The organism is Chelatococcus sp. HY11 (genome assembly GCF_018398335.1).
In the GTDB taxonomy this organism is placed as follows: Bacteria; Pseudomonadota; Alphaproteobacteria; order Rhizobiales; family Beijerinckiaceae; genus Chelatococcus.
Map to the genome: position 1 here is coordinate 3893420 of NZ_JAHBRX010000001.1, position 22202 is coordinate 3915621.

A 22202-nucleotide genomic window follows, 5' to 3' on the forward strand; every position below is an offset into this window, starting at 1 on the left:
GTTTCAGTGCGTTGCAATGGCACGGGCGTGTCCGTGCCCGCACCCTCGTAAGGTGTGTTTCCCAACAAAAAGGGCGCCCAACCGGGCGCCCCGCTATTCCGGGAGCTCAAACTCCCGATGTCCCTTCAAGCCCCTGCGGCTTGGATGTGTTCAATCCTCGTCCTCGTCATCGCGGGGCCGCAACTGCTTGAGCTTCGCGAAAACGCTGTCAGCGTCGATCGCGTCATCCTCTTCCTTCTTTGGACGGCTCATGTCGCTGAACGGATCAATCGTGTCTTCATGGAGTGGCGCGGTGGTTTCCTCCGGCGATAGCAAGGTCTGACCGGCGTCCATCTGGGCGGGGCGATCCTTCGCCGAACGCGCGACCTCGAAATCAAGATCGATCTGGGAGCAAAGCCCGAGGGTGACCGGATCCATGGGCGCGAGGCTCGCCGCGTTCCAGTGGGTGCGTTCGCGGATCTGCTGGATGGTCGTCTTGGTGGTGCCGATCAGCCGCATGATCTGCGCATCCTTCAATTCAGGATGATTGCGCAGCAGCCACAGGATGGCATTGGGACGGTCCTGGCGCCGCGAAACGGGCGTGTAACGCGGACCCTTCTTGCGCTTCTGCTCCGGCAGCTTGACCTTGGGCGCGGCCATGCGCAGGACGTGGTTTTCGTCCTTTTCGGCACGGCTGATTTCCTCGCGGCTCAACTGGCCCGTGCTTGTCGGGTCGAGACCCTTGATGCCGATCGCGACTTCGCCGTCGGCGATGCCCTTCACCTCGAGCGGGTGCAATTTGCAGAACTCGGCGATCTGCTCAAAGGTCAATGCCGTGTTCTCGACCAACCAGACGGCGGTCGCTTTCGGCATCAGGGGGCCCGTGGACATAGGGAGCTCCTTAAAGGTCTTATTCGCGGCATCGTCTTCACGACGACGCCTGTGAGGTCAAGCGCCAGAACCTATTTGGCAACGGAGGGCACTTGCCGCGCCCGCACAGCCAACTTGGCTCCAAGTTATTGATCTGGAGCGATTTCTTGTGAATCTGATGATACCATCCGGTTCACAAGCGCTCTAGGTAAACCTTCCGCGGGCTTCCGGCCAGGCTAACCGGCCAGGGCGGGACGTCACCACCGATGAAGGGGAACTGGCGGAATATAGGCGTTGCAACGGTCGCTGGCAAATGGCGAACCGCGAGAAAGCGATGTCGGGTGCGGTAAAAGTATCTCCAAGCCGGCGCCCCTTTGCCTTCGACACCTTCATTGCCATATCGGGGTAAGTGTTCCATGAACGATGGGCGCATCCCGCGATGGCAGCATGAGGAGAATTGCCGATGGTTGGCCTCTTCGATGATGAAGCCCCCCGACCCGTGACCCCGCATGTTCTCGGTCAGGACCTCAGCACCTTGTCGCTCCATGAACTGACCGAACGTATCGCGCTGCTTCGGGCGGAAATCGAGCGCCTGATGGCGGCGCAGACCGCGAAGGAGGCCTCACGGGCCCAGGCGGACGCCGTGTTCCGCTCCTGAACGGGCTGACGGTCGCATTTGTATCTTTTTGACGCGGGCGTCTGGCCATGGCGGTCAGGCAACGGTCCATTAAGGTTTCCAATATATGACTAGGGTGTCCATTTCCTGGACGCTGAGTGGCCCTGTCCACTCTTTTTGACGCCTCCCTGCTTCGACCTTCAGCCGCCCAAAGGGCGGCTTCTTTTTGGACCCTGCGCGCACGGCGCCAAACCCTGTCCCGCCGTGCCGATGCCATGCGCGGCGTTTTCGGCAATCCCGCCGGGCGGTGTCAAAATCGGCCGCCTTGCGCGCGCGGAGATCGCATCGCTGTCGTCATCTGGCCAGCATACTCTCTGTCTCGCGGCTTGGGCTTGCGGCTGATCATGAGTGCTTCACACCACCAGTGGGTCGCTCCGGCCGCCCGTGCTTGGCGTTGTCCTTGCGATACCGAACCCAGGCGGGAGTCGATGTTTCATTACGAGACGTCGGCGTCCGGCCGGAGCCGGAAGGGTGAGGTATGGCAAGCGTAGACATGACTCGGCAGGCGACGGCGCCGATTCCATTCGGCGTGCATTTCGTTGCTTCGGAGCAGTTTCGCCGCTTGTTCCGTGAAGGCATGGCCCTGATCGAGGAGACGGCCGCCTACCTGGAAGGGGCGGGGCGCGCGGAGGCCCGCGCATTGCGCCGACAGGCCGCCCTGGCCTATGCGACGGAAAGCATGCGCCTCACGACGCGCCTGATGCAGATGGCATCCTGGCTGCTGTTGCACCGCGCGGTCGCGGATGGCGAGATCAGCATGCGTGAGGCGCGCAGCGAGAAATCCAAGGTTCGGCTCGCCAACGCCGAGCCGAACGAGGTTCTCTTGATGGACGATGCGCTCCCGCCACGGCTTTGTGAGTTGCTGGCGCGCGCACAGCGTCTCTTCACCCGCATCAAGCATCTTGAGCACGTGCTCGCCACAGGCGACGACGACGTCGTTTTCGTCGCGACGCAGGCGCCTTTGACTCAAGTCAAACGCCTACAATCAGTTTTGCTTTAGTTAAACAAGGTTGGGGGGCCGGCTTGCTGCTTCTCGAAGCCAGCGAGCCGGAATTGCTGGAGCCCCGCGAGGTCTAAAGCCATGTGGGGCTCCAGCGCACTGCATCATCTGCGACAAACACGAAACGGCGGCTGGAAATATCCAGCCGCCGTTTCGTGTTCCTAGTCTCCGTGCGCGGCAAGTCCCTCGCAGGGTGCAGGCGCTATATGCCGCTCAACCTGTCAGAGGGCTGGAATTGAGCTGCGCGAGGCCGCGCCGGTATGAACCGGCGCAGGCATCACCAGCTCACTTCTTGCCGAAGCTCAGGCCGGCGAAGCGGTTGTTGAAGCGCGACAGGCGACCACCGCGATCGAGCAGCTGCTGCGTGCCGCCGGTCCAGGCCGGATGAGTCAGATTGTCGATATCGAGGTTGAGGTTGTCACCCTCTTTGCCATAAGTCGAACGCGTGACGTAGGTGGAACCGTCGGTCTGCGTGACCTTGATGAAATGGTAGGTGGGGTGAATGTCGGCCTTCATGGCAAATTCCTTTCGAAGTCACCGCAAGCGGCGGCAACCACGCACATCGTCGGCAGGTTGTCTCAGGGTCGCGACCCTATAGCGCAGCGCCAAGCGAAGGACAAGCGGACAAAAGGAAGCAAATTCGGAGGATTGATGATGGCACGCCGATCGGCAAGCCAGATGGACGATCTTGGAAGCGAAACCAGGCCCCGGGCACCGCTGAGCGCGCTCCGGCCTCTGCTGCCGTTTGCCCTGCGCTATCGCGGCCTCATCGCCGCCGCCTGCCTCGCCCTGCTCATGGCGTCCGCCGCCACGCTCGCCTTGCCGCTTGCCGTGCGCCGCGTGATCGACCATGGCTTCTCGACCGATGGCGCCGGCATGATCGACAGCTATTTTGCCGTGCTCGTCGTCGTGGTCGGTGTTCTCGCGCTCGCCAGCGCCACGCGCTATTATTTCGTGACGACGCTCGGCGAGCGGGTGGTCGCGGATCTGCGTTCAGCCGTCTTCCGGCATCTCACGCATCTCGATGCCGGCTTCTACGACCGGACCAAGAGCGGCGAGATCACCTCGCGGTTGACCGCCGACACCACGATGATCAAGGCCGCCTTCGGTGCCAGCGCTTCGGTCGCCCTGCGCAATCTCGTGCTGTTCCTCGGCGCTGCGACGATGATGCTGATCACCAGCCCGCGCCTGTCGAGCCTGGTGCTCATCGTCATCCCGATCATCGTCATTCCGCTGGTGGCGTCCGGCCGGGGTGTCAGGCGGCGCTCCCGGATCGCCCAGGACAAGCTCGCGGCGGTCTCCGCCTATGCCGTGGAGGCCATTGGTGCCGTGCGCATCATGCAGGCCTTCAACGCCGAGGATGCGACCGCGTCGCGTTTCAGCCGGGCGGCGGAAGAGACTTTCGAGGCCGCCCGGGCTTCGGTGACCGCGCGCGCGATACTGACCGCCATTGCCCTGTTCCTCGTGTCCGCGAGCGTCGTCGCCGTGCTCTGGTATGGCGCCCAGGACGTGCTCGCCGGCCGCATGACCGCCGGGCGCCTGTCGCAGTTCGTGATCTACGCCGTGCTGGCGGCCTCATCGCTCGGTGAGCTCAGCCAAGTGTGGGGTGAGGTTTCCCAGGCCGCAGGTGCCGCTGGGCGGCTCGCCGAGCTTCTGGCAACCAAGCCCGCCGTCACGGTCCCGGCGCGGCCTGTGGCACTGCCTGAGCCGCCTCTGGGCACCGTTGCGTTCGAGACGGTGCGGTTCGCCTATCCGACCCGGCCGGAGACGCCGTCAGTCGATGGCCTCAGCTTCGAGATCCGTCGGGGTGAGCGAGTGGCCCTCGTTGGTCCTTCAGGGGCCGGCAAGAGCACGGTGATCCAGCTTTTGCTGCGCGCCTACGATCCCCAGGCGGGGATTGTGCGCGTCGATGGCGTCGACATCGCGACGGCCGATCCCGCGGCCGTGCGCCGGCGCATCGCCTTCGTGCCGCAGGACCCGGTCGTCTTCGGCACCAGCGTGATCGACAACATCCGCTACGGGCGTCCCGACGCGAGCGAGGCCGAGGCGCGGCAGGCGGCCGCTTTCGCCGCCGCCGACGGTTTCATCCAGGCGCTGCCGCAGGGCTATGAGACCCTTGTCGGCGAACGGGGCGTCACCTTGTCCGGCGGCCAGCGCCAGCGCATCGCCATCGCCCGGGCGGTGCTCAAGGACGCGCCTATCCTGGTGCTCGACGAGGCGACCTCGGCGCTCGATGCCGAAAGCGAGCAGCTCGTCCAGACCGCGCTCGACCGCCTGATGGAAGGGCGCACGACCCTCGTGGTGGCGCACCGTCTGGCGACCGTGCTCTCGGCGGATCGCATCCTCGTCATCGATGAGGGACGCATCGTGGAGGAAGGCACGCATCAAAGCCTTGTCGCGCGGGGCGGCCTCTACGCGCGGCTCGCGCGTCTGCAGTTCAGCCATGCCACGCCCGAGCGGGTGGCCGTCGTGGCTGGCGGAGCGGGCCTCACCGTTCCGTAAGCTTCAGCTCGATGCGGCGATTGCGGCGGTAGGCGTCGTCGTTGTCGCCCAGTTCGATCGGCTGGTATTCGCCGAAGCCGGCGGCGAGCAGCCGCTGCGGCGGCACGCCCTTGCTGACGAAATATTGCACCACGGCGATGGCGCGCGCGGCGGAGAGGGCCCAGTTGCTCTTGAACTCGCCGAAGCCCGACAGCGGGCGCTTGTCGGTGTGGCCGTCCACGCGGATGATCCAGGGGATATCCGCCGGGATCTCCTTGTCGAGATCGACCAGCGCGGTCGCCACCTTGTCGAGCTCGGCCGCGCCCGCGGGCAGAAGAGCGGCGGAGCCGGCGTCGAAAAAGACCTCGGACTGGAAGACGAAGCGATCACCGACGACGCGGATGTCTGGCCGCTCACCCAGGATCTGCCGCAGGCGACCAAAGAAATCCGAGCGGAAGCGGGCAAGCTCCTGGACACGCTGCGCCAGCGCGACATTGAGGCGACTGCCGAGATCGGCAACGCGCGCCTGGCTTTCCTTGTCGCGCGCCTCGGAGGCCGCGAGGGCGTCCTCCAGCGCCGCGAGCTGGCGCCGCAACGCGGCGAGTTGCTGGTTGAGCAGCTCGACCTGCGTCAGCGCCCGGGCCGAGATGGCCTTTTCCTTGTCGATTTCCGCGGTCAGCTGGCCGATGCGGGTGTTCGCAGCGGTGCTGGTGGCCGAGCCCGAGCTCAGGAGGCCCTGCAGGCGCAGCCTGTCGGCCTCGGCGGTCTGCAGGGTGGATTGCAACGCGGCAAGATTGTCCTCGGCATCCTGGCGGTTGGCGCGCTCAAGGGCGAGCAGTTCGTTCAGCTCCAGGATCTGGCGGTTGAGGCGCTGCAGGGCGGTGTCACGCCCCGAGATTTCCTGGGACAGGAAAAACTGCCCCAGCACGAAGACCGTCAGGATGAAGATGATCGACAGCACCAGTGTCGACAGGGCATCGACGAAGCCCGGCCAGTAGTCGAGCCGGCGCTCGGAGCGGCGGGCGCGGGACAGGGCCATGTCAGCGGATCCGCTCGTCGACGAGGCGCTCCAGCAGCCGCTTCAGCTCGCGCTGCTGGCCGGCCTGGGATTCCACCCAGTCGCGGATCATCTGCTGTTCGGACCGCATGTGCTGCACGAGGCCCTGGACGCCTTCCGCGAGATTGGCCATGGCATGGGTGGCGGCGCGACCGCCCTGGCCGTCGTTGATCACCGTGGCGAGCTTTTCGAGCGCGGCCGCGACGTCCTGGTCGGAGCCGCCGAGCGCCGGTGGCAGCCTGCCGGACATGGGGTTGGGGTTATCGACCACATGGGCGGACAGCCAGTCCTCGAGTTCCGTGTAGAAGCGCCCCTGCGCCTGGCCGAGCTGCAGGTCGAGGAAGCCGAGGACGAGGGAGCCGGCGAGGCCGAACAGCGAGGACGAGAAGGAGATGCCCATGCCGGCGAGCGGCGCGGCGAGCCCGCTCTTCAGTTCCTCGAACAGGACACCGGCTTCCGCACCCGTGCGCATGGAGGAGATGACGTTGCCCACCGAACTGACCGTCTCGAGAAGGCCCCAGAAGGTGCCAAGCAGGCCGAGGAAGACGAGGAGGCCTGCGAGATAGCGCAGGTTCTCGCGGTTCTCGTCGAGGCGCGCGCCGATCGATTCGAGGATCGCGCGGAAAGTGTGGGTGCTGACGCCCCGCGATGAGTTCTTGTTGCCGAACAGCTTCGCCGTCGGGCCGAGCAGGCTCGGCGGCGAATCAAGGGTCGCGTTCGGGTTCGAGCGGCGCAGCTCATTGACCCAGCGGACCGAGCGGAACAGGCGGATCACCTGGCGGAAGGCCAGGATGATGCCGATGAGGAGAGCGCCGATAATGAGGCCGTTGAGCCCCGGGTTCGTCATGAACGCCGTTGTGATCTGCCGGTGCAGCACAAAGGCCAGGAAGCCGACGAGCACGATGAACACGAGCATGCGGATCACATGGATCCGGGGAGGGGTCAGCTTCAGGGAGTCATCGGCAACCATGCATCCACCCGCGTGCTCACGGCAATCAAGAGACGTGGCTGCATGTTCGCTGGCGCGGCGTTCGCAATCAAGCCTTTACGGCGGGGAGCCCGCGCCATCCCGAGGGCTTTATGCATCCGGGTCTTGAGCGTGCTATTTTTGTATGCCTTGTTTTGAAAGGTTTGAAGGCCCGGATGGGACACCCGCTTGCGGGAGGCCTCAAAGGCTCTCCCGTCTTGAGCCGGCGGGGTTGCCTCAGGCGGCGGGCTGGGGAGCGCGCGCGGTCTTGAGAACCTCGAGCAATTCGCGGTGCAGGGCTTCGTTGCCGCAGGCGATATGGCCCTTCGCGACGGGATCGGAGCCGCCGTCGGCGTCGCTCGCGAAGGCGCCCGCCTCGCGCAGGATGGCGAGGCCCGCGGCCATGTCCCAGCTCTTGAGGCCGCGCCCGAAGAAGGCATCGAAGCGGCCGCAGGCGACATAGGCGATATCAAGGGCGGCCGCTCCGTAGGAGCGCAGGCCGGCGGCGCGTGCGCTCATGGTCGCGATCTCGCGAAGCGTGGTGGCCTGGGTGCGCTCGCCGAGATGCGGAATATCGCAGCCGACGACCGACGCGCTCAGCTCCCGCCGCGCGGCGACGCGTACCCGGCGGTTGTTGAGAAATGCGCCCTTGCCCTTCTCGGCGATGAACATCTCGTCCTTGATGGGGTCATAGATGATGCCGGCAACCATCTGCCCGTCACGCTCAAGGCCGACGGAGATGCAGAAATGCGGAATGCCGTGCAGGAAGTTGGTGGTGCCGTCCAGCGGGTCGATATGCCAGCGATGCGAGGTATCGCTGCCCTCGACGATCCCGCTTTCCTCCATGACAAGGCCATAGCCGGGGCGGGCCTTCTCCAGGGCCTCGCGAAGGATTGTTTCCGCCTTGCGATCGGCATTGGAGACGAAATCACCCGGTCCCTTGATGGAGACCTGGAGGGCTTCGACTTCGCCAAAATCGCGTTTGAGAGAACGCGAGGCCTTAATGACGGCCTCCGACATGACGGTGATGAGCGGGGAGCGAATCATTGCTTGGGTTCTGCCTTCGCGCCGTTTCGTGACGCCATCGGTAAACTTGAATATCGGTAAACTTGGATTGTGTTCCGGAGGTCGTGTCCAAGGACCGCCAGCCGGACAGGCTGGCACGCGGACACTAAACCAGAGAATTGATCCGGTGAACCGGTCTCGGCGGCTCGGCCGCAAGAGGGCGGCCAAGTCCAATGAGATCGGTGGCAATATCGATGCTGCTGTGTGCCTGCCCGCTGGCCGCCCGTCAAGGCTGCAGATTGGCGGAGAGATCGGCGTTGCGCTGGCGCGCCAGCCCCTCCGCCTTGATCCTCTCGGCGGAGGACAGGTCCTTCAGCTGGTCGTCGAGCCATCTGTCGGCGAGACCCTGCTGCGTCGCCATGAGGTTCCAGGCGGCCGACTCAACACGGTTTTTCGCGACGCCCCGGCCGGTTGCCAGGAGACGCGCGTAACGGTTCTGCGCGATGGCGTTGCCGCGTCCGGCCGCCAGCGCGAAGAGTTGCGCGGCCCGTTTCTCATCCGCCTTAACGCCCTCGCCGTTGAACAGCATGATCGCATACTCGACCTGGGCGCTGATGTTGTCGTTCGCCGCGGCGCGCGCCATCCATTGCGCGGCCTCGGTATCGTTCTTCGGCAAGCCGCGTCCCTGCTTGGTCAGCACGGCGAGCGCATATTGGGCATCACCGATTTCGGCCTGCGAGGCGGTGCGCAGCAGGTCGATCGCGCGCTTCAGGTCCTCCGGCTTGCCGGTGCTGATCAACGCGACGGCGAGATTGTAGGCGGCCGGTCCCTGGCCGGCCTTGGCGGCCTTCTCGAGATAACCGAGGGCGGCCATCTCGTCCTTCGGTACGCCGCGTCCCGCCAGCACCATCATCGCCAGCGCGAAGGACGCGTTGGGATCGCCCTGGGCATCCGCCAGCTTGTACCACTCGGCCGCTTTCGTGAAATCGCGGCGTATGCCGAGGCCCTGGTTGGTGAGTTCACCGAGCAGGGTCAGGGCGGCGGCGTCGCGCGGGTTGCGGTCCGCCCGCTGCTTCGCCTCGTCATAGGCGCGGCGGTAAAGGCCGCGCTGGTAGGCGCCGTAGGCAGCATCCGCATTGGGATCGGGCAAGCTCGGTAGCGTCGGGATCGCCGACTGGGATGGCTGGCCGAAACCGGGTTGGGCAGGACTCCCGAAGGGGCTGTCCAGCGATCCGGACCCGTCGAAGTTCGGCATCACCGTCGAGGGGAGCTGGCGTGGACGGGCTGGCTGGGCATTGCCGCCGCCGGTCGATCCGGATGACGCGGCCGGCAGAGAGGGCGAGTTGGAGGGCGCGCGGGAGGGCGGCTGCGTTCGCTCCTGGGCAATGGCTTCCACCGCCACCGATGCGATGGTGGTCATTACCAGCCCGCCGAGGATCAGCGCCCGCGGCGTCATGGTTCTTCCGGAGCGTTGGCGGCTATGCTGGCAAGGGCCTCGGTGACGGCGGCGGCTGGTCCGGCCGGATTCGTCCAGACCGCGTCACCGAGCGCGACGAATTCGACGCCGACGGCAGCCAGCGGGCCGACATCGCCGAGCGTTTCGGCGTAGGCCACACAAGGCGTCGCGAAGATCGACGCCCACCAGCCGGCGCGCTCAAGGGTCTCGGAGGCCGGGGGCACGCTGCCGTCGGGGCGCGGTTCGCCGAACATCACATAGTCCACCTCGGCCTCTCCGGCCTGCATGGCGGCATGGCGGCTCTTGAGGCCGCCCGCGCCCAGCATGCGCTCAGGCCGAAGCTGCGAGATCGCGTCGCCGAGCACATCCTCCGGATCGTCCGCGTTGCGGATATCGAGATGCGCACCGTCCGCCCCGCCGCGCGCGGCAACGCCCGGGGAGGCCGCGACAATCAGCGCGGCTCCAGCGTCCTGCGCGATCGGCGCAAGTTCCTTGACGATGTTGATGGCAGCGCGTTCGTCACTCGCATCGAGGCGCAGCAGCACGGCGGCAATGTCGCCGGCGGCGCAAGCAGCCTTCAACATGGGCGCGAAGGCCTCGGGGGCGGTGACTGCGGGGCTGACGAGATAAAGACGGCAGAAGGGTTTGGTCATTCACTCACTCGATGCCGCCAAAACGCGGCGATGCTCCGCTGACAGAGCGGAGCATAACGTGATTCTGCCGTTGATGATGGCGCGAGAGTGGCCGCCATCCCTCACGATCGGCTGATGTTCAGCCGGTCGCCAGCCGAACTTCAGCTGATCTTGGGCGCGAGCTCGCCCTTGTCGTAGCGCTTGGCCATGGCGGCCAGCGACAGCGGCTTGATCTTGCCGGCCTGGCCCGCCGTGCCGAACTCCTCGAAGCGCTGCTTGCAGAGCTTCGTCATGGCCTCCATGGCGGGCTTCAGGTATTTGCGCGGGTCGAACTCGCCCTTGTTCTCGCTCAGCACCTTGCGAATCTGGCCGGTCATGGCCATGCGGTTGTCCGTGTCGATGTTGATCTTGCGGACGCCGTGCTTGATGCCGCGCTGGATCTCTTCCACCGGAACGCCCCAGGTCTGGGGCATCTCGCCGCCGTAGGCATTGATGATGTCCTGCAGATCCTGCGGCACCGAGGAGGAGCCGTGCATGACGAGATGCGTGTCCGGCAGGCGCCGGTGGATTTCCTCGATGACGTGCATGGCGAGGATGGCGCCGTCGGGCTTGCGTGTGAACTTATAGGCGCCGTGCGAGGTGCCCATGGCGATGGCGAGCGCGTCGACCTGGGTCTCCTTGACGAACTTCACCGCTTCTTCCGGGTCGGTCAGCAGCTGGTCGTGGCCGATCTCGCCCTCGACGCCGTGGCCGTCCTCCTGCTCGCCGCCGCCATGTTCCAGGGAGCCGAGCACGCCGAGCTCACCCTCGACCGACACGCCACCCCAATGGGCCATCTCCACCACCTTGCGAGTGATGCCGACGTTATAGTCCCAGTCGGCGGCGGTCTTGCCGTCGGCCTTGAGCGAGCCGTCCATCATCACGGAGGTGAAGCCGTACTGGATGGCGGTGGCGCAGGTCGCTTCGTTGTTGCCGTGGTCGAGATGCATGCACAGCGGGATGTGTGGGTAAAGTTCCGCCAGGCCCTCGATCAGCTTCGCGAGGACGAGGTCGTTGGCATAGGAGCGCGCGCCGCGGCTCGCCTGGATGATCACAGGGGCATCGGCCGCATCGGCCGCCGCCATGATGGCGAGGCCCTGCTCCATGTTGTTGATGTTGAAGGCGGGAACGCCATAGCCGTTTTCCGCGGCATGATCGAGCAACTGGCGCAGGGTAATGCGAGACACGTGTTAGATCTCCTATGCGACGGTGGCCAGCGGCCACTAGGGGATGGGAGCGACAGGGCCGGTTGGCCCGAATTGCGGATCAGGACACTTTCAGCGCGCTGACACCCGGCAGATCCTTCCCCTCGAGCCATTCGAGGAAAGCGCCGCCGGCCGTGGACACGTAGGTGAAATCGTCGCCAACGCCTGCATGGTTCAGGGCCGCGACGGTGTCGCCGCCACCGGCGATCGACACGAGCTTGCCCTGCTTCGTCCGCTCGGCGGCATGCCGGGCGGCAACGACGGTGCCATGGTCGAAGGGGTTGAGCTCGAAGGCACCGAGCGGGCCATTCCAGACGATCGTCGCGGCATCGTCGATCGCGGATTTGATCCGTTCGATCGATTGCGGGCCGACATCGAGAATCATGCCGTCGGTCGGCACGGCGTCGAAACCATAGGCATGGTGCGGCGCATTCGCCTTGAACTCATAGGCGACGAGACCGTCCACCGGCAGGATGATGGCGCAGTTCTTTTCCTGCGCGACCGAGAGGATGCGGCGAGCGGTATCGGCGAGATCCTTCTCGGCGAGCGACTTGCCGATATTGACGCCCTCGGCATGCAGGAAGGTGTTCGCCATGCCGCCCCCGATCACGAGGGCATCGACCTTGGCGACCAGGTTCTCCAGGAGATCGAGCTTCGTCGACACCTTGGCGCCGCCGACGATGGCGACGACCGGGCGCGCGGGCTTCTCCAGGCCCTTGCGCAGCGCGTCGAGCTCGGCCTGCATGCTGCGGCCGACATAGGCCGGGAGGACGTGGGCCAGCCCCTCGGTCGAGGCATGGGCGCGATGGGCCGCCGAGAAGGCGTCATTGACATAGATGTCGCCGAGCTTGGCGAGCTCGGCCACGAAGGCCTTGTCGTTCTTTTCCTCGCCGGCGTGGAAGCGGGTGTTCTCGAGGAGAAGGACGCCGCCGTCGGCAAGCTTGGCGACCGCCTGAGCGGCCGCCTCACCGATGCAGTCCTCAGCGAAGGCGACCGGCTTGCCCAGCGCCGCCGCCACTGCCTTTACCACTGGCTTCAGGCTGTCCTTCGGTTCGCGCTTGCCCTTCGGGCGGCCGAAATGGGCGAGCAGAATGACCTTGCCGCCACGGTCGGCAATCTCACGCAGCGTGGGCACCACCCGCTCGATGCGCGTGGCATCTGTGACCTTGCCATCCTCCATGGGGACGTTGATGTCGACGCGTACAAGGACGCGCTGCCCCTTCACCGGCGCTTCGTCGAGGGTGCGGAACGAGCTCATAGGCCAAGGCCTCCTGCGTAGCGGAGAAGGATAACGGCGAGCACGGCGCCGCCGATGGCGGCCAGTGCTGCGACGACGATGAGTGTGCCGTAGCCGGGAAGCCGGCTGACGCGATAGTCGACGGCCGCGACATCCTCCTGGCGCGCCAGGGAGCCGGTGATCCCGGTCGATTTTTCGATCTGCGCCTCAAGCCGCAGCATCAGGGCTTCGGAGCGTGCGAACTTTTCCTCGATGCGGGCGGCCTTCTCCTCGATGCGGGCCAACTGGTCGAGGCCAGGACGCTGGCTCGCCGGGACGGCTTGCTGAGGTGGCTGCGACTGGGCGGGCTGCGGGGGCGGAGCGGGACGCGGAGCCGGCTGGGGTGCGGGAGCAGCCCGCGTCTCGGCTGCGGGTTGAGGCGGCGGCGGTGCCGGGCGCGTCTCGGGTTGTGGTGCCGCCGGTGGGGGCGGCGCGGCCTCCGCCTCGGGCGTCGACAGGCTGGGTTCGATACGTCCACTCGTCCGGGGGTCGCTCATGGCATCCATCCAGTTGCGAGAAGAGGTGGCGGACTGGGGGGAATCCGCCGGCTGTTCGCGATCATGACACGCCCGCCAGAGCCTTCCCTTGCCGTGGCGCGCGCGCTTCTGTCTCAGAACGCAAAAGGCACCGGCTTTGCCGATGCCCTTCTACAAAACTGCTGTCTCAGATGAGCTTCGCCATTGCAACCGCGGTATCGGACATGCGGTTGGAGAAGCCCCACTCGTTGTCGTACCAGGACATCACGCGCACCAGCTTTCCATCGAGCACCTTCGTCTGGTCGAGGGCGAAGGTCGAGGAATGCGGATCGTGATTGAAGTCGATCGAGACATTCGGCGCGGTGGTATAGGCAAGAATGCCCTTCAGCGGGCCATCAGCGGCGGCCTTGAGGGCGGAATTCACCGCGTCCTTCGTCGTCGCCCGGCTCGGCACGAACTTGAAGTCGATGACCGAGACATTCGGCGTCGGGACGCGGATCGACGTGCCATCCAGCTTGCCGGCGAGCTGCGGCAGCACGAGGCCCACCGCCTTGGCGGCGCCGGTCGAGGTCGGGATCATCGACATCGCAGCAGCGCGGGCCCGGTAGAGGTCCTTGTGCATGGTGTCGAGCGTGGGCTGGTCGCCGGTATAGGCGTGAACCGTCGTCATGAAACCCTGCTCGATGCCGAAGGCCTCGTCCAGCACCTTGGCCACCGGCGCGAGGCAGTTGGTGGTGCAGGACGCGTTGGAAACGACGAGGTGATCCTTGGTGAGCTTGTCGTGGTTGACGCCATAAACGACCGTGAGGTCGGCGCCATCGGCCGGAGCCGAGACCAGGACGCGCTTGGCGCCGGCGGCGAGATGCGCGGCGGCCTTCTCGCGGCTCGTGAAGATGCCCGTGCATTCCAGCGCGATGTCGACACCGAGGTCCTTATGCGGCAGCTCGGCCGGATTGCGGACCGCCGTGACCTTGATCGGCCCACGTCCGACATTGATGCTGTCGCCGTCGACCGTCACCTGATGCGGAAAGCGACCATGCACCGAGTCGAAACGCAGCAGATGGGCATTCGTCTCGACCGGGCCGAGATCGTTGATCGCCACGACTTCGATGTCCGTGCGTCCGCTTTCCACGATGGCGCGCAGCACATTGCGCCCGATCCGCCCGAACCCATTGATCGCGACCCGAACCGCCATAACCTCACTCCTCCGCTGGGCATCCCCAGGGGGATGCCTTTCCGTATCCAATGATACTGACCGTCGTCAGCCGTTGTGGCGCGCGGTCACACGTTCCACAACGCTTTCAGCCGTAATGCCGAAATAAGCGTAAAGATCCTTGTAAGGCCCGCTGGCGCCGAAGCTCGCCATGCCCACGAAGATGCCGTCATGGCCGATGACGGCGTCCCAGCCGAAGCGAACCGCGGCCTCTACGGCCACCTTGATGGGCGCATCGCCGATCACGGCCTTCTGCACGTCTTCCGGCTGTTCGAGGAACAGCTCCAGCGACGGTACGGAGACCACGCGGGCATGGATGCCCTTCTCGGCGAGCTTGGCCTGCGCCGCGACGGCGATCTCGACCTCCGAGCCCGAGGCGAACAGCGTCGCGATGGCCTTCCCGCCCGCCGGCGACAGCTCATAGGCGCCGGTCGCGCAGAGGTTGCTCTCGACGGCTTCCTTGCGCAGCAGAGGCAGGTTCTGGCGCGTCAATGCCAAGACGGTCGGGCCGTCCTTGCGGGTGAGGGCGAGCTGCCAGGCTTCGGCGGTCTCGACCGCGTCCGCCGGGCGGAACACGCGCATGTTCGGCATGGCGCGGAGCGCCGCCAGATGCTCCACCGGCTGGTGGGTCGGGCCATCCTCGCCAAGACCGATGGAGTCGTGGGTCATGACATAGACCACGCTCGTTCCCATCAGCGCCGCGAGGCGCATGGCTGGGCGGGCATAGTCGGTGAAGACCATGAAGGTCGCGCCGGCCGGCAGGAAGCCGCCATGCAGGGCGATGCCGTTCATGGCCGCGGCCATGCCGAATTCACGGATGCCGTAGTGGATGTAGCGGCCGCTGAAATCTGCGGCATTGATGGCTTTCGCCGTCTTGGTGCGGGTGTTGTTCGACGGCGTAAGGTCGGCCGAGCCGATCGCCAGTTCCGGCAGGAGCGGCACGACGGCCTCGAGAACGAGCTCGCTCGCCTTGCGGGTGGCGATGGCCGGGGCCTCGGCGATGAGTTTGCCCTTGAGCGCCGAGATCGCGGGACCGAGCGCCTTCGGGCGCTCGCCGACGAGGCGGCGGACGAAATCGTCCCGGGTGTTTTGCGGCGCGGCGGCGAGGCGACGCTGCCATTCCTCACGCGCGGCGCGTCCGCGTTCGCCGATGGCCCGCCAGGCGCTGGCGATATCGGTGGGGATCTCGAACGGGCCGTATTCCCATTTCAGGGCGGCCTTGGCGCCGGCCAGTTCCTCGGCGCCGAGGGCTTCACCATGGGCCTTGGATGTCCCGGCCTTCGTCGGAGCGCCGTAACCGATGGTCGTGCGGCAAGCGATCATCACGGGCCGGTCGGCCGTGCGCGCGTTGGCGATGGCGGCTGCGACCGCCTGGGGATCATGCCCGTCGACGCGGGAGGCGAGCCAGCCGGCCGCCTCGAAGCGCTTCACCTGGTCGACGGTGTCGGCAAGCGATAGCGGGCCGTCGATGGAAATGCCGTTGTCGTCATAGAGGACGATGAGCCGGGAGAGCTTGAGATGACCAGCGAGAGCGATGGCCTCGTGGCTGACGCCTTCCATCAGATCGCCGTCGGAGGCGATCACATAGGTGTAGTGGTCGACGAGGTCTTCGCCGAATTCAGCGGCGAGCATGCGCTCGGCCATTGCCATGCCGATCGCGGTAGCGAGCCCCTGGCCGAGCGGACCGGTGGTCGTCTCGACGCCTGCCGTCACGAAATTCTCGGGATGGCCCGGCGTCTTCGAATGCAGCTGGCGGAAGCGCTTGATCTCGTCGAGGGAGACGCTTTCGTAACCGGTCAGGTGCAGCAGCGAATACAGCAGCATCGAGCCATGGCCGGCTGACAGCACGAAACGGTCGCGATCAGGCCAGTGCGGATCGGCGGCATCGAACTTCAGGAAGCGCGAAAACAGGACCGTCGCGACGTCGGCCATGCCCATGGGCAGGCCGGGGTGGCCGGACTTGGCCTTCTCCACGCCATCCATGGAAAGGGCGCGGAGTGCATTGGCCAGACGGTCGTGTTCTACCTGGGATGTCATTGTTTCGCCTGCACGCGTTCGGAGGTCACTGCGATCGCGAAAAATCGCGCGATGGACGTGAGGCGCCGGAACGCCTGGCACGTTGGGGCTTGATAGCAGTAGATATGGGCAAGTCAAAGAGGCTCATTGACGTTCTATCTCGCACCCGGCACCCTGTCGCGCAGAATTGGCAGGGATATGGCAGAGATTCGGGTGCGCTCCGTGTTGCGCCGCGATACCGGCTGAGAGGATCCACGCACCCTGCCGCTGATGCTTGTATCAAGGCCAGGGAGGGCGATCGACATGACGCTTGCTGAGGCGCTGAAGCGACTCGAGGCGGCCATCGGGACGCTGGAGGCCGCCACCATGCGTCGTTTGGAGACCGAACGTCGCCGGGGCGATCTCGAGACCGAGCTGTCGCTGATGCAGGATGATCGGGCGCGCATGGCTGTCGAACTCGACGGCACGCTGGCGCGTCTCAACAATCTAGAGGCCGTCACGGAAGACGTCGACAAGCGGCTCGCCCGCGCGACGAGCGTCGTCGGCTCCATTCTCTCCGAGGCCGGGCGGCGCTAGGTCTTCGTCAGCGGCCTCGGGCGCGGCATGTCTATGGTCTCGGCAAGAGGGTATTGGGACGAGAGGCCTGCACGGGCGGCGGACCGTGCATTTGTGGAGTATGTCCTTGAAGGTTAGAATGGGTTCCGCTTCATGGTCTCGGGGCGGGGAGGGCTGAATGGCAGAGGTCAATGTCAGCATCGCCGGGCGCAACTATCGCATGGCCTGCGGGCCCGGCGAAGAAGAGCATATCTCCGCGTTGGCAGGGGTGCTCGACGGACGCATCCTCGAACTGAGGCAGTCCTTCGGCGAGATCGGCGACATGCGTCTCCATGTCATGGCGGCGCTCACGATTGCGGACGAATTGTCCGAGGCCAAGCGTGGTCTCGCCAATCTCGAAGCGGAGGTCGCGAAGCTCAAGGAGGCGGTCGGGGCTGGCGACGCGCGCGTCGGTACCATGGAGGCCGAGCTCACCGAGGCGGTCGCATCAGCCGCCCAGCGCATCGAGCGCATCGCCCGCGAGCTCAATACGCCGCAGCAGAACGGGTAACGGGTCCCGTTTTACCCCTCCCTGGCGGGGAGAGGTCGCGCCGGAGGCGCGGGTGAGGGACTTCGACCCTTTCTCCCCTCACCCTGTCCCTCTCCCGCCGGGAGAGGGGACGCAAATGACGGGCGATCCGCGGTTTGACGTCCTGACTTTCGCTGCCTCACGTCATTTCTGATCGCGCTGGGCTCTAGCATTCCGCGCGGGGGGCGATTATCTTCGTTCATGCGGGGCTATGGGGTGCGTCAGGAGACATATTCCCCGGGGCCTTACGATCTCCTAGGGAGCTGTCCCTGGCCGGGTCCGTGGACCTGGGCATACGGCGCCCACCTACTTATGTAGGTTCCCGGGATCGTCACTCCAACGGCCTTCGTGGCTCCGCGCTTCTTTCAACAGGTCGAGCCTTTGAACGATCGTCCGATCGGGGCGCGCAAGTCCGATCTTCGCGCCGCCATCCTCGCTGCCCGTAAAATTTTCGCCTCTTCCAACGGCACCGCCGCCGGCATGGCCCTCGCCGGTCCGGTGCTGGAGCTGCCGATTTTCGCGCAGGAAGGCGCGGTCGTCGGCGGTTACTGGCCGATCAGGGGAGAGGCCGATCCGAGGCCTTTGCTGATGGCGCTCGGCATGAGGCGTATCCCGACCGCCCTGCCGGTGGTCGTGGAGGACGACCTTTCCTTCCATCTGTGGAGGGATGGCGAGGTGCTCGTGCCAGCCGGGCTCGGCACTTTCGGTCCCGACACCACGGCTCCCGTCGTCCGTCCGTCGATCCTTCTTGTTCCCCTCGTCGCCTTCGACCGCAGAGGCTACAGGCTCGGCTATGGCCGTGGCTTCTACGACCGGGTGGTGGCGCGGCTGAAGGCGGCGGGGCCGCTGGCGACCATCGGTCTCGCCTATGCCATGCAGGAAGTGCCGGCCGTGCCGACCGAGCCCCATGACCAGCCGCTCGACTACGTCGCCACCGAGCATGGGGTTCTCGTCACGGGGGCGCCGCCGCCCGGGCGTGACGGCAGGTGACGCGCGGTTCACTTCCCTTTGAACGGCTTTCCGCCCTGACAGGTGCCGCTTGCGTCGCCGCGCTGAAGCCTGCAAGAGGTGATGGATCGATCGCGGTTTTTCGAGGCTCCCATGCGCCTGCTGTTTCTTGGAGATGTCGTCGGGCGTCCTGGGCGTTCCGCAGTCACGCGCCTTCTGCCTGGTCTCAGACAGGCCTGGGCGCTCGATTGCGTGATCATCAACGGCGAGAATGCCGCCGGCGGCTTCGGGCTCACGGAGGCGATCTGCGACGACCTGCTGGGTGCCGGCGCTGACGTCGTCACGCTGGGCAACCATTCCTTCGATCAGCGCGAAGCCCTCGTTTTCATCGAAAGGCAGCCGCGCCTGCTGCGCCCGGTGAATTTTCCGCCGGGCACGCCCGGTCGGGGCGTCACCATGGTGGAGACCGCTACGGGAGCCCGGGTGCTCGTGGCCAATGTCATGGGGCGGCTGTTCATGGACGCGCTCGACGATCCCTTCGCGGCGATGGAGCGGGCGGTCGGCGAATGTCCCCTCGGCCTCGGCGCGGACGCGATCGTTGTGGATGTCCACGCCGAGGCGACCAGTGAGAAGCAGGCCATGGGCCATTTTCTCGACGGACGGGTCAGCATCGTCGTGGGCACCCATACCCATGTGCCGACGGCCGACGCGCGTATCCTGCCGGGCGGCACGGCTTACCAGTCCGACGCCGGCATGTGCGGGGACTACCAGTCCATCCTCGGCATGCAGCACGAGGAGGCGGTCCGCCGCTTCGTGCAGAAAACGCCCGGCGCGCGGCTCGAGCCCGCGACGGGAGAGGGGACGCTCACGGGCCTTGCCGTCGAGACCGACGACCGGACGGGCCTCGCGGTGAAAGTCTCGGCCGTGTCGATTGGCCCGCATCTGGCCGAGATCCGTCCGGCTTTCTGGGAGAAGGCCTGACCCGGAGGGCGCCATAGCCGGAGGGCTTAATAACCCCGCGTGATGTCGAAGGTGTTCGGCAAGGGGCGTCCTTCGCGCAGGGCCTTCATGTTCGTGAAGAGCACGTCGAGCGTGTTCGCCATGTAACGCGCGGGATCATCGGCCGACATATGCGGCGTGATCACCACATCGGGTGTCGTCCAGATGCGGGCGTCCCGCGGCAGCGGCTCCGTGACGAAGACGTCCAACACAGCGCCGGCGAGCGCGCCCGTGTCGAGGGCATCGCAGAGCGCCGGCTCGTCCACCAGCTGTCCGCGTCCGATATTCACCAATCCGGCATGGCGTGGCAGCAGCGCGAGCCGACGCCGGTCGAGGATGTTGCGGGTGGCCGGCGTCAGCGGGCAGGCCAGCACGAGATAGTCCGTCTCCGGCAGGACGCTGTCGACATCGCTGGTGGCGACCACACGGTCGCAGGCAGGGTGCGGCGTGGCGCTGGTGCGCACCCCAGTCACATGCATGCCGAAGGCCTTGCCATGGTGGGCGGCGGCCCCGCCAAGGGCGCCGAGGCCGACCACGGTCAGGCGTCCGTCGCGCAGAAGCCGGCCGGCTTGCCGGTTCCAGCGCGCCTCGCCCTGGGCCGCGACGAAGGCGGGAATGCGGTTCGCCAGCATCAGCAGGGCCATGATTGCGTACTCGCCGGCCTTGTCGGCATGGGTGCCGCTGTTGGTCAGCAGGGTTACGCCGGGCGGCAACCAATCGAAGGGGGCGAGCGAATCAAGGCCGGCATTGCCGCACATGACGTATTTCAGCTTCGGTGCCTCAACAGGAAACAGGTCCGGAATGCTGCGGTTGTGGCTGAGCAGCAGTTCCGCATCCGCGATGGCGCCGGCGTAGTCGTCCAGCGTATTGCCATAGGTGACCTGGTAAGCCGCGCCATCCTCGCCGTTGCGGGCCAGCGCGGCCGCCCAAAGGGCCTCATCGACGGTATAGGTTGAATTGAGGGTCGCGGTGTTCTGGATATGGATGCGCATGCTGGACCTTCAGTGGGCTGAAAAGCGGACACCCGGGCGGGCAAGGCCGCCGCCGATGCCGAGAACGGTGCCGTCGGCCCGCCAGCAGGCGGCTCCCGTCATGGAGCCGTCGGGATGGAAGGCGATGGCATTTATGCCGCCGGCGACGCGCCCCACGCGCGTGACGCGATGGCCACGGCGGGAGAGCTCGGCCTGCGCCGCCTCGCTGATACCGCGCTCGACTTCGAGATCCCACCCTTGCGTCCATACGCGAGGGGCTTCCACCGCCTCCTGCAAGCCCATCCCATGGTCGATGAGATTGATCAGCGCCTGCATGGCCGAGCCGAAGATGCGCAACCCGCCGGGAAGGCCGAGCGCATAGGCGACGCGCCCATCCCTGAGCGCCATCATCGGTGCCTGCGAGGTGAAGACGCGCTTGCCGGGGGCGATCGACAGCGCCTTGCCGGGGTGTGGATCGAAATTGAACATGTAGTTATTGGCGATCATGCCCGTGCCGGGCACCATGACCCGCGCGCCGAAGACGGAATTGATGGTCTGCGTGGCGGCGACCACGTTGCCCTCGCTGTCCGCGATCGTGACATGGGTGGTGTTGGGTGATTCAGGCGGCATGAGGCTGCGGCCGGCGGAAATGCCCGGCAGCCAATCCCTGGCCTGATCGATCGATAAGGCAGCCCGTCGCTCGGCCGCATAGGCGGGATCGATGAGGCGAGCGACCGGCACTTCGACGAAGGCCGGATCCGCCGTGGCGACGGCGCGATCGGCGAAGGCGATCTTCAGCACTTCAGCGAGGAGATGCGCGTTGTCCGCCGTGCCGAAACCCAGCGCGCCGATGTCGTAGCCCTCAAGAATATTGAGCATCTGCGCGATATGCACACCGGCCGAGGAGGGCGGCGGCGGCCCGACGATCTCGAAGCCACGGTAATGGCTGCGAACGACATCGCGGGTGACAGTTGCATAGTCGGCGAGGTCCGAGACCGCGAGGGAGCCGCCGCCGCTGGAGGTGGCCGTTGCCAGCGCCGCGCCAAGCGGGCCGCGGTAAAGCGCGTCGGACCCCTCATCCGCAATAGCCTGGAGCGTGGCCGCGTAGTCGCCCTGAATGAGGCGGTCGCCCGTCTCAAGGGCGTGGCCGCCGGGCAGATAGAGCCGGGCGAGACCATTGTCGCGCGCGAGGTCGGCGGCGGTGTCGGTGATGCAGTCGACGAGATAGGGCGTGACGGCGAAGCCGCGTGCGGCGAGCTGGATCGCCGGAGCCATGACATCGCCGAGCGGCAGCCTGCCGAACCGCTTAAGGGCTTCGCACCAGCCGGCCAGCGCTCCAGGCACGGCGACCGCCGCATCACCCGTCTCATTCCGCCGGCCGACGGTGATCTGATAATCGGGCAGCACATCCGACACCGTCTCGTACATGCCGGCATGGGCGGCCGCAGGCGCGGTCGACAGAGCATCGATGACGCGATGCGATCCGTCAGCCTGGCGGATATGGAGCAGTCCGCCGCCGAGCACACCGACCATCATCGGCTCCACCACGGTGAGGGCGAAGAGCGCGGCTACCGTGGCGTCGATCGCGTTGCCGCCGGAGAGCAGCATCTGGCTCGCCGCCTGCGATGCCAGGGGGTGGTTGGTGACGACCATTCCCTTTGTCGCGTGAACCGGCGTCTTCTCGCATGCAAACGCCGGGGACAAGGCGGGCACACCGGAGGACGCAGCATTGACGGTCATGACGTGATGTCCTCCTGGCCGGGACCGGCCGCTGATCGGTTCCGTTCGCGGTTGGGGCCATGGCGCAGGCCCG

At 66.1% G+C, this 22202-nt stretch carries 21 protein-coding genes and 1 other RNA gene; 8 read left to right on the top strand and 14 right to left on the bottom strand.

The annotated features are described in order from the left end of the window. Window positions 1-150 precede the first annotated feature (150 nt). Entirely contained in the window at window positions 151-870 is a 720-nt protein-coding gene (locus KIO74_RS17690; protein WP_213333088.1) for a DUF1013 domain-containing protein, read from the bottom strand. A 442-nt stretch (window positions 871-1312) separates the two neighbouring features. Here KIO74_RS17690 and KIO74_RS17695 point away from each other — a divergent pair, with 442 nt between their 5' ends. Both KIO74_RS17695 and KIO74_RS17700 read left to right on the top strand, forming a co-directional pair. Beyond that, complete coding sequence (locus KIO74_RS17695) at window positions 1313-1507, top strand: DUF1192 domain-containing protein (protein WP_213333089.1); 195 nt, start codon at window positions 1313-1315, stop codon at window positions 1505-1507. 595 nt (window positions 1508-2102) lie between these two features. Next, a complete protein-coding gene (locus KIO74_RS17700) occupies window positions 2103-2525 on the top strand; it encodes a DUF1465 family protein (protein WP_249731043.1) in 423 nt (140 codons plus the stop codon). 285 nt (window positions 2526-2810) lie between these two features. Here the strand turns inward: KIO74_RS17700 and rpmE are convergent, their stop codons facing one another. Further along, window positions 2811-3041, bottom strand: coding sequence for a 50S ribosomal protein L31 (rpmE, locus tag KIO74_RS17705; RefSeq protein WP_213333091.1), 231 nt, complete (start codon window positions 3039-3041; stop codon window positions 2811-2813). Window positions 3042-3176: 135 nt separating this feature from the next. On the opposite strand from rpmE, the gene KIO74_RS17710 reads away from it, so the two are divergent. Continuing rightward, on the top strand, window positions 3177-5027 hold the full coding sequence (locus tag KIO74_RS17710) for an ABC transporter transmembrane domain-containing protein (RefSeq protein WP_502762081.1): 1851 nt from the start codon (window positions 3177-3179) through the stop codon (window positions 5025-5027). Here the strand turns inward: KIO74_RS17710 and KIO74_RS17715 are convergent. The 10 genes from KIO74_RS17715 to tkt all read right to left on the bottom strand — a co-directional run bounded on the left by KIO74_RS17715 (window position 5014) and on the right by tkt (window position 16369). After that, complete coding sequence (locus tag KIO74_RS17715; protein ID WP_213333092.1) at window positions 5014-6045, bottom strand: peptidoglycan -binding protein; 1032 nt, start codon at window positions 6043-6045, stop codon at window positions 5014-5016. The genes KIO74_RS17710 and KIO74_RS17715 overlap by 14 nt on opposite strands. A 1-nt stretch (window position 6046) precedes the next feature. Continuing rightward, entirely contained in the window at window positions 6047-7033 is a 987-nt protein-coding gene (locus tag KIO74_RS17720) for a flagellar motor protein MotA (RefSeq protein ID WP_213333093.1), read from the bottom strand. Window positions 7034-7267: 234 nt separating this feature from the next. Further along, the gene (locus KIO74_RS17725; RefSeq protein WP_213333094.1) at window positions 7268-8077 is read right to left on the bottom strand and encodes an inositol monophosphatase family protein; all 810 of its coding nucleotides are present in this window, start codon (window positions 8075-8077) and stop codon (window positions 7268-7270) included. A 244-nt stretch (window positions 8078-8321) separates the two neighbouring features. Next, window positions 8322-9491 carry a tetratricopeptide repeat protein gene (locus tag KIO74_RS17730; RefSeq protein WP_213333095.1) on the bottom strand — a complete coding sequence of 390 codons (1170 nt, stop codon included), beginning with the start codon at window positions 9489-9491 and terminating at the stop codon, window positions 8322-8324. Beyond that, a complete protein-coding gene (locus tag KIO74_RS17735) occupies window positions 9488-10144 on the bottom strand; it encodes a thiamine phosphate synthase (protein WP_213333096.1) in 657 nt (218 codons plus the stop codon). Before KIO74_RS17735 ends, KIO74_RS17730 begins: the two co-directional genes overlap by 4 nt. A 140-nt stretch (window positions 10145-10284) precedes the next feature. Then, entirely contained in the window at window positions 10285-11349 is a 1065-nt protein-coding gene (fba, locus tag KIO74_RS17740) for a class II fructose-bisphosphate aldolase (protein WP_213333097.1), read from the bottom strand. Window positions 11350-11428: 79 nt separating this feature from the next. Continuing rightward, window positions 11429-12625, bottom strand: coding sequence for a phosphoglycerate kinase (locus KIO74_RS17745; RefSeq protein WP_213333098.1), 1197 nt, complete (start codon window positions 12623-12625; stop codon window positions 11429-11431). Continuing rightward, entirely contained in the window at window positions 12622-13140 is a 519-nt protein-coding gene (locus KIO74_RS17750) for a hypothetical protein (protein ID WP_213333099.1), read from the bottom strand. Before KIO74_RS17750 ends, KIO74_RS17745 begins: the two co-directional genes overlap by 4 nt. Before the next feature lie 166 nt (window positions 13141-13306). Further along, window positions 13307-14314: a type I glyceraldehyde-3-phosphate dehydrogenase gene (gene gap / locus KIO74_RS17755; protein ID WP_213333100.1), complete on the bottom strand. Its 1008-nt coding sequence runs from the start codon at window positions 14312-14314 to the stop codon at window positions 13307-13309. Window positions 14315-14380: 66 nt separating this feature from the next. Further along, window positions 14381-16369 carry a transketolase gene (tkt, locus tag KIO74_RS17760; RefSeq protein WP_213333101.1) on the bottom strand — a complete coding sequence of 663 codons (1989 nt, stop codon included), beginning with the start codon at window positions 16367-16369 and terminating at the stop codon, window positions 14381-14383. Window positions 16370-16651: 282 nt separating this feature from the next. Here tkt and KIO74_RS17765 point away from each other — a divergent pair, with 282 nt between their 5' ends. The 5 genes from KIO74_RS17765 to KIO74_RS17785 all read left to right on the top strand — a co-directional run bounded on the left by KIO74_RS17765 (window position 16652) and on the right by KIO74_RS17785 (window position 19400). Then, window positions 16652-16924 carry a DUF4164 family protein gene (locus KIO74_RS17765; protein ID WP_249731044.1) on the top strand — a complete coding sequence of 91 codons (273 nt, stop codon included), beginning with the start codon at window positions 16652-16654 and terminating at the stop codon, window positions 16922-16924. 157 nt (window positions 16925-17081) lie between these two features. Next, a complete protein-coding gene (locus tag KIO74_RS17770; protein WP_213333103.1) occupies window positions 17082-17453 on the top strand; it encodes a cell division protein ZapA in 372 nt (123 codons plus the stop codon). Window positions 17454-17674: 221 nt separating this feature from the next. Beyond that, window positions 17675-17830: non-coding RNA, 6S RNA (gene ssrS / locus KIO74_RS17775), on the top strand. Between the two features lie 22 nt (window positions 17831-17852). Next, a complete protein-coding gene (locus KIO74_RS17780; protein WP_213333104.1) occupies window positions 17853-18461 on the top strand; it encodes a 5-formyltetrahydrofolate cyclo-ligase in 609 nt (202 codons plus the stop codon). 111 nt (window positions 18462-18572) lie between these two features. Beyond that, the gene (locus KIO74_RS17785) at window positions 18573-19400 is read left to right on the top strand and encodes a TIGR00282 family metallophosphoesterase (protein ID WP_213333105.1); all 828 of its coding nucleotides are present in this window, start codon (window positions 18573-18575) and stop codon (window positions 19398-19400) included. 26 nt (window positions 19401-19426) lie between these two features. Here KIO74_RS17785 and KIO74_RS17790 read toward each other — a convergent pair whose 3' ends face one another. Both KIO74_RS17790 and ggt read right to left on the bottom strand, forming a co-directional pair. Further along, window positions 19427-20410 (bottom strand): D-2-hydroxyacid dehydrogenase, encoded by a 984-nt coding sequence (locus KIO74_RS17790; protein WP_213333106.1) that lies wholly within the window; start codon window positions 20408-20410, stop codon window positions 19427-19429. Window positions 20411-20419: 9 nt separating this feature from the next. Next, window positions 20420-22129 (bottom strand): gamma-glutamyltransferase, encoded by a 1710-nt coding sequence (ggt, locus tag KIO74_RS17795; protein ID WP_213333107.1) that lies wholly within the window; start codon window positions 22127-22129, stop codon window positions 20420-20422. Between the last annotated feature and the right edge of the window lie 73 nt (window positions 22130-22202).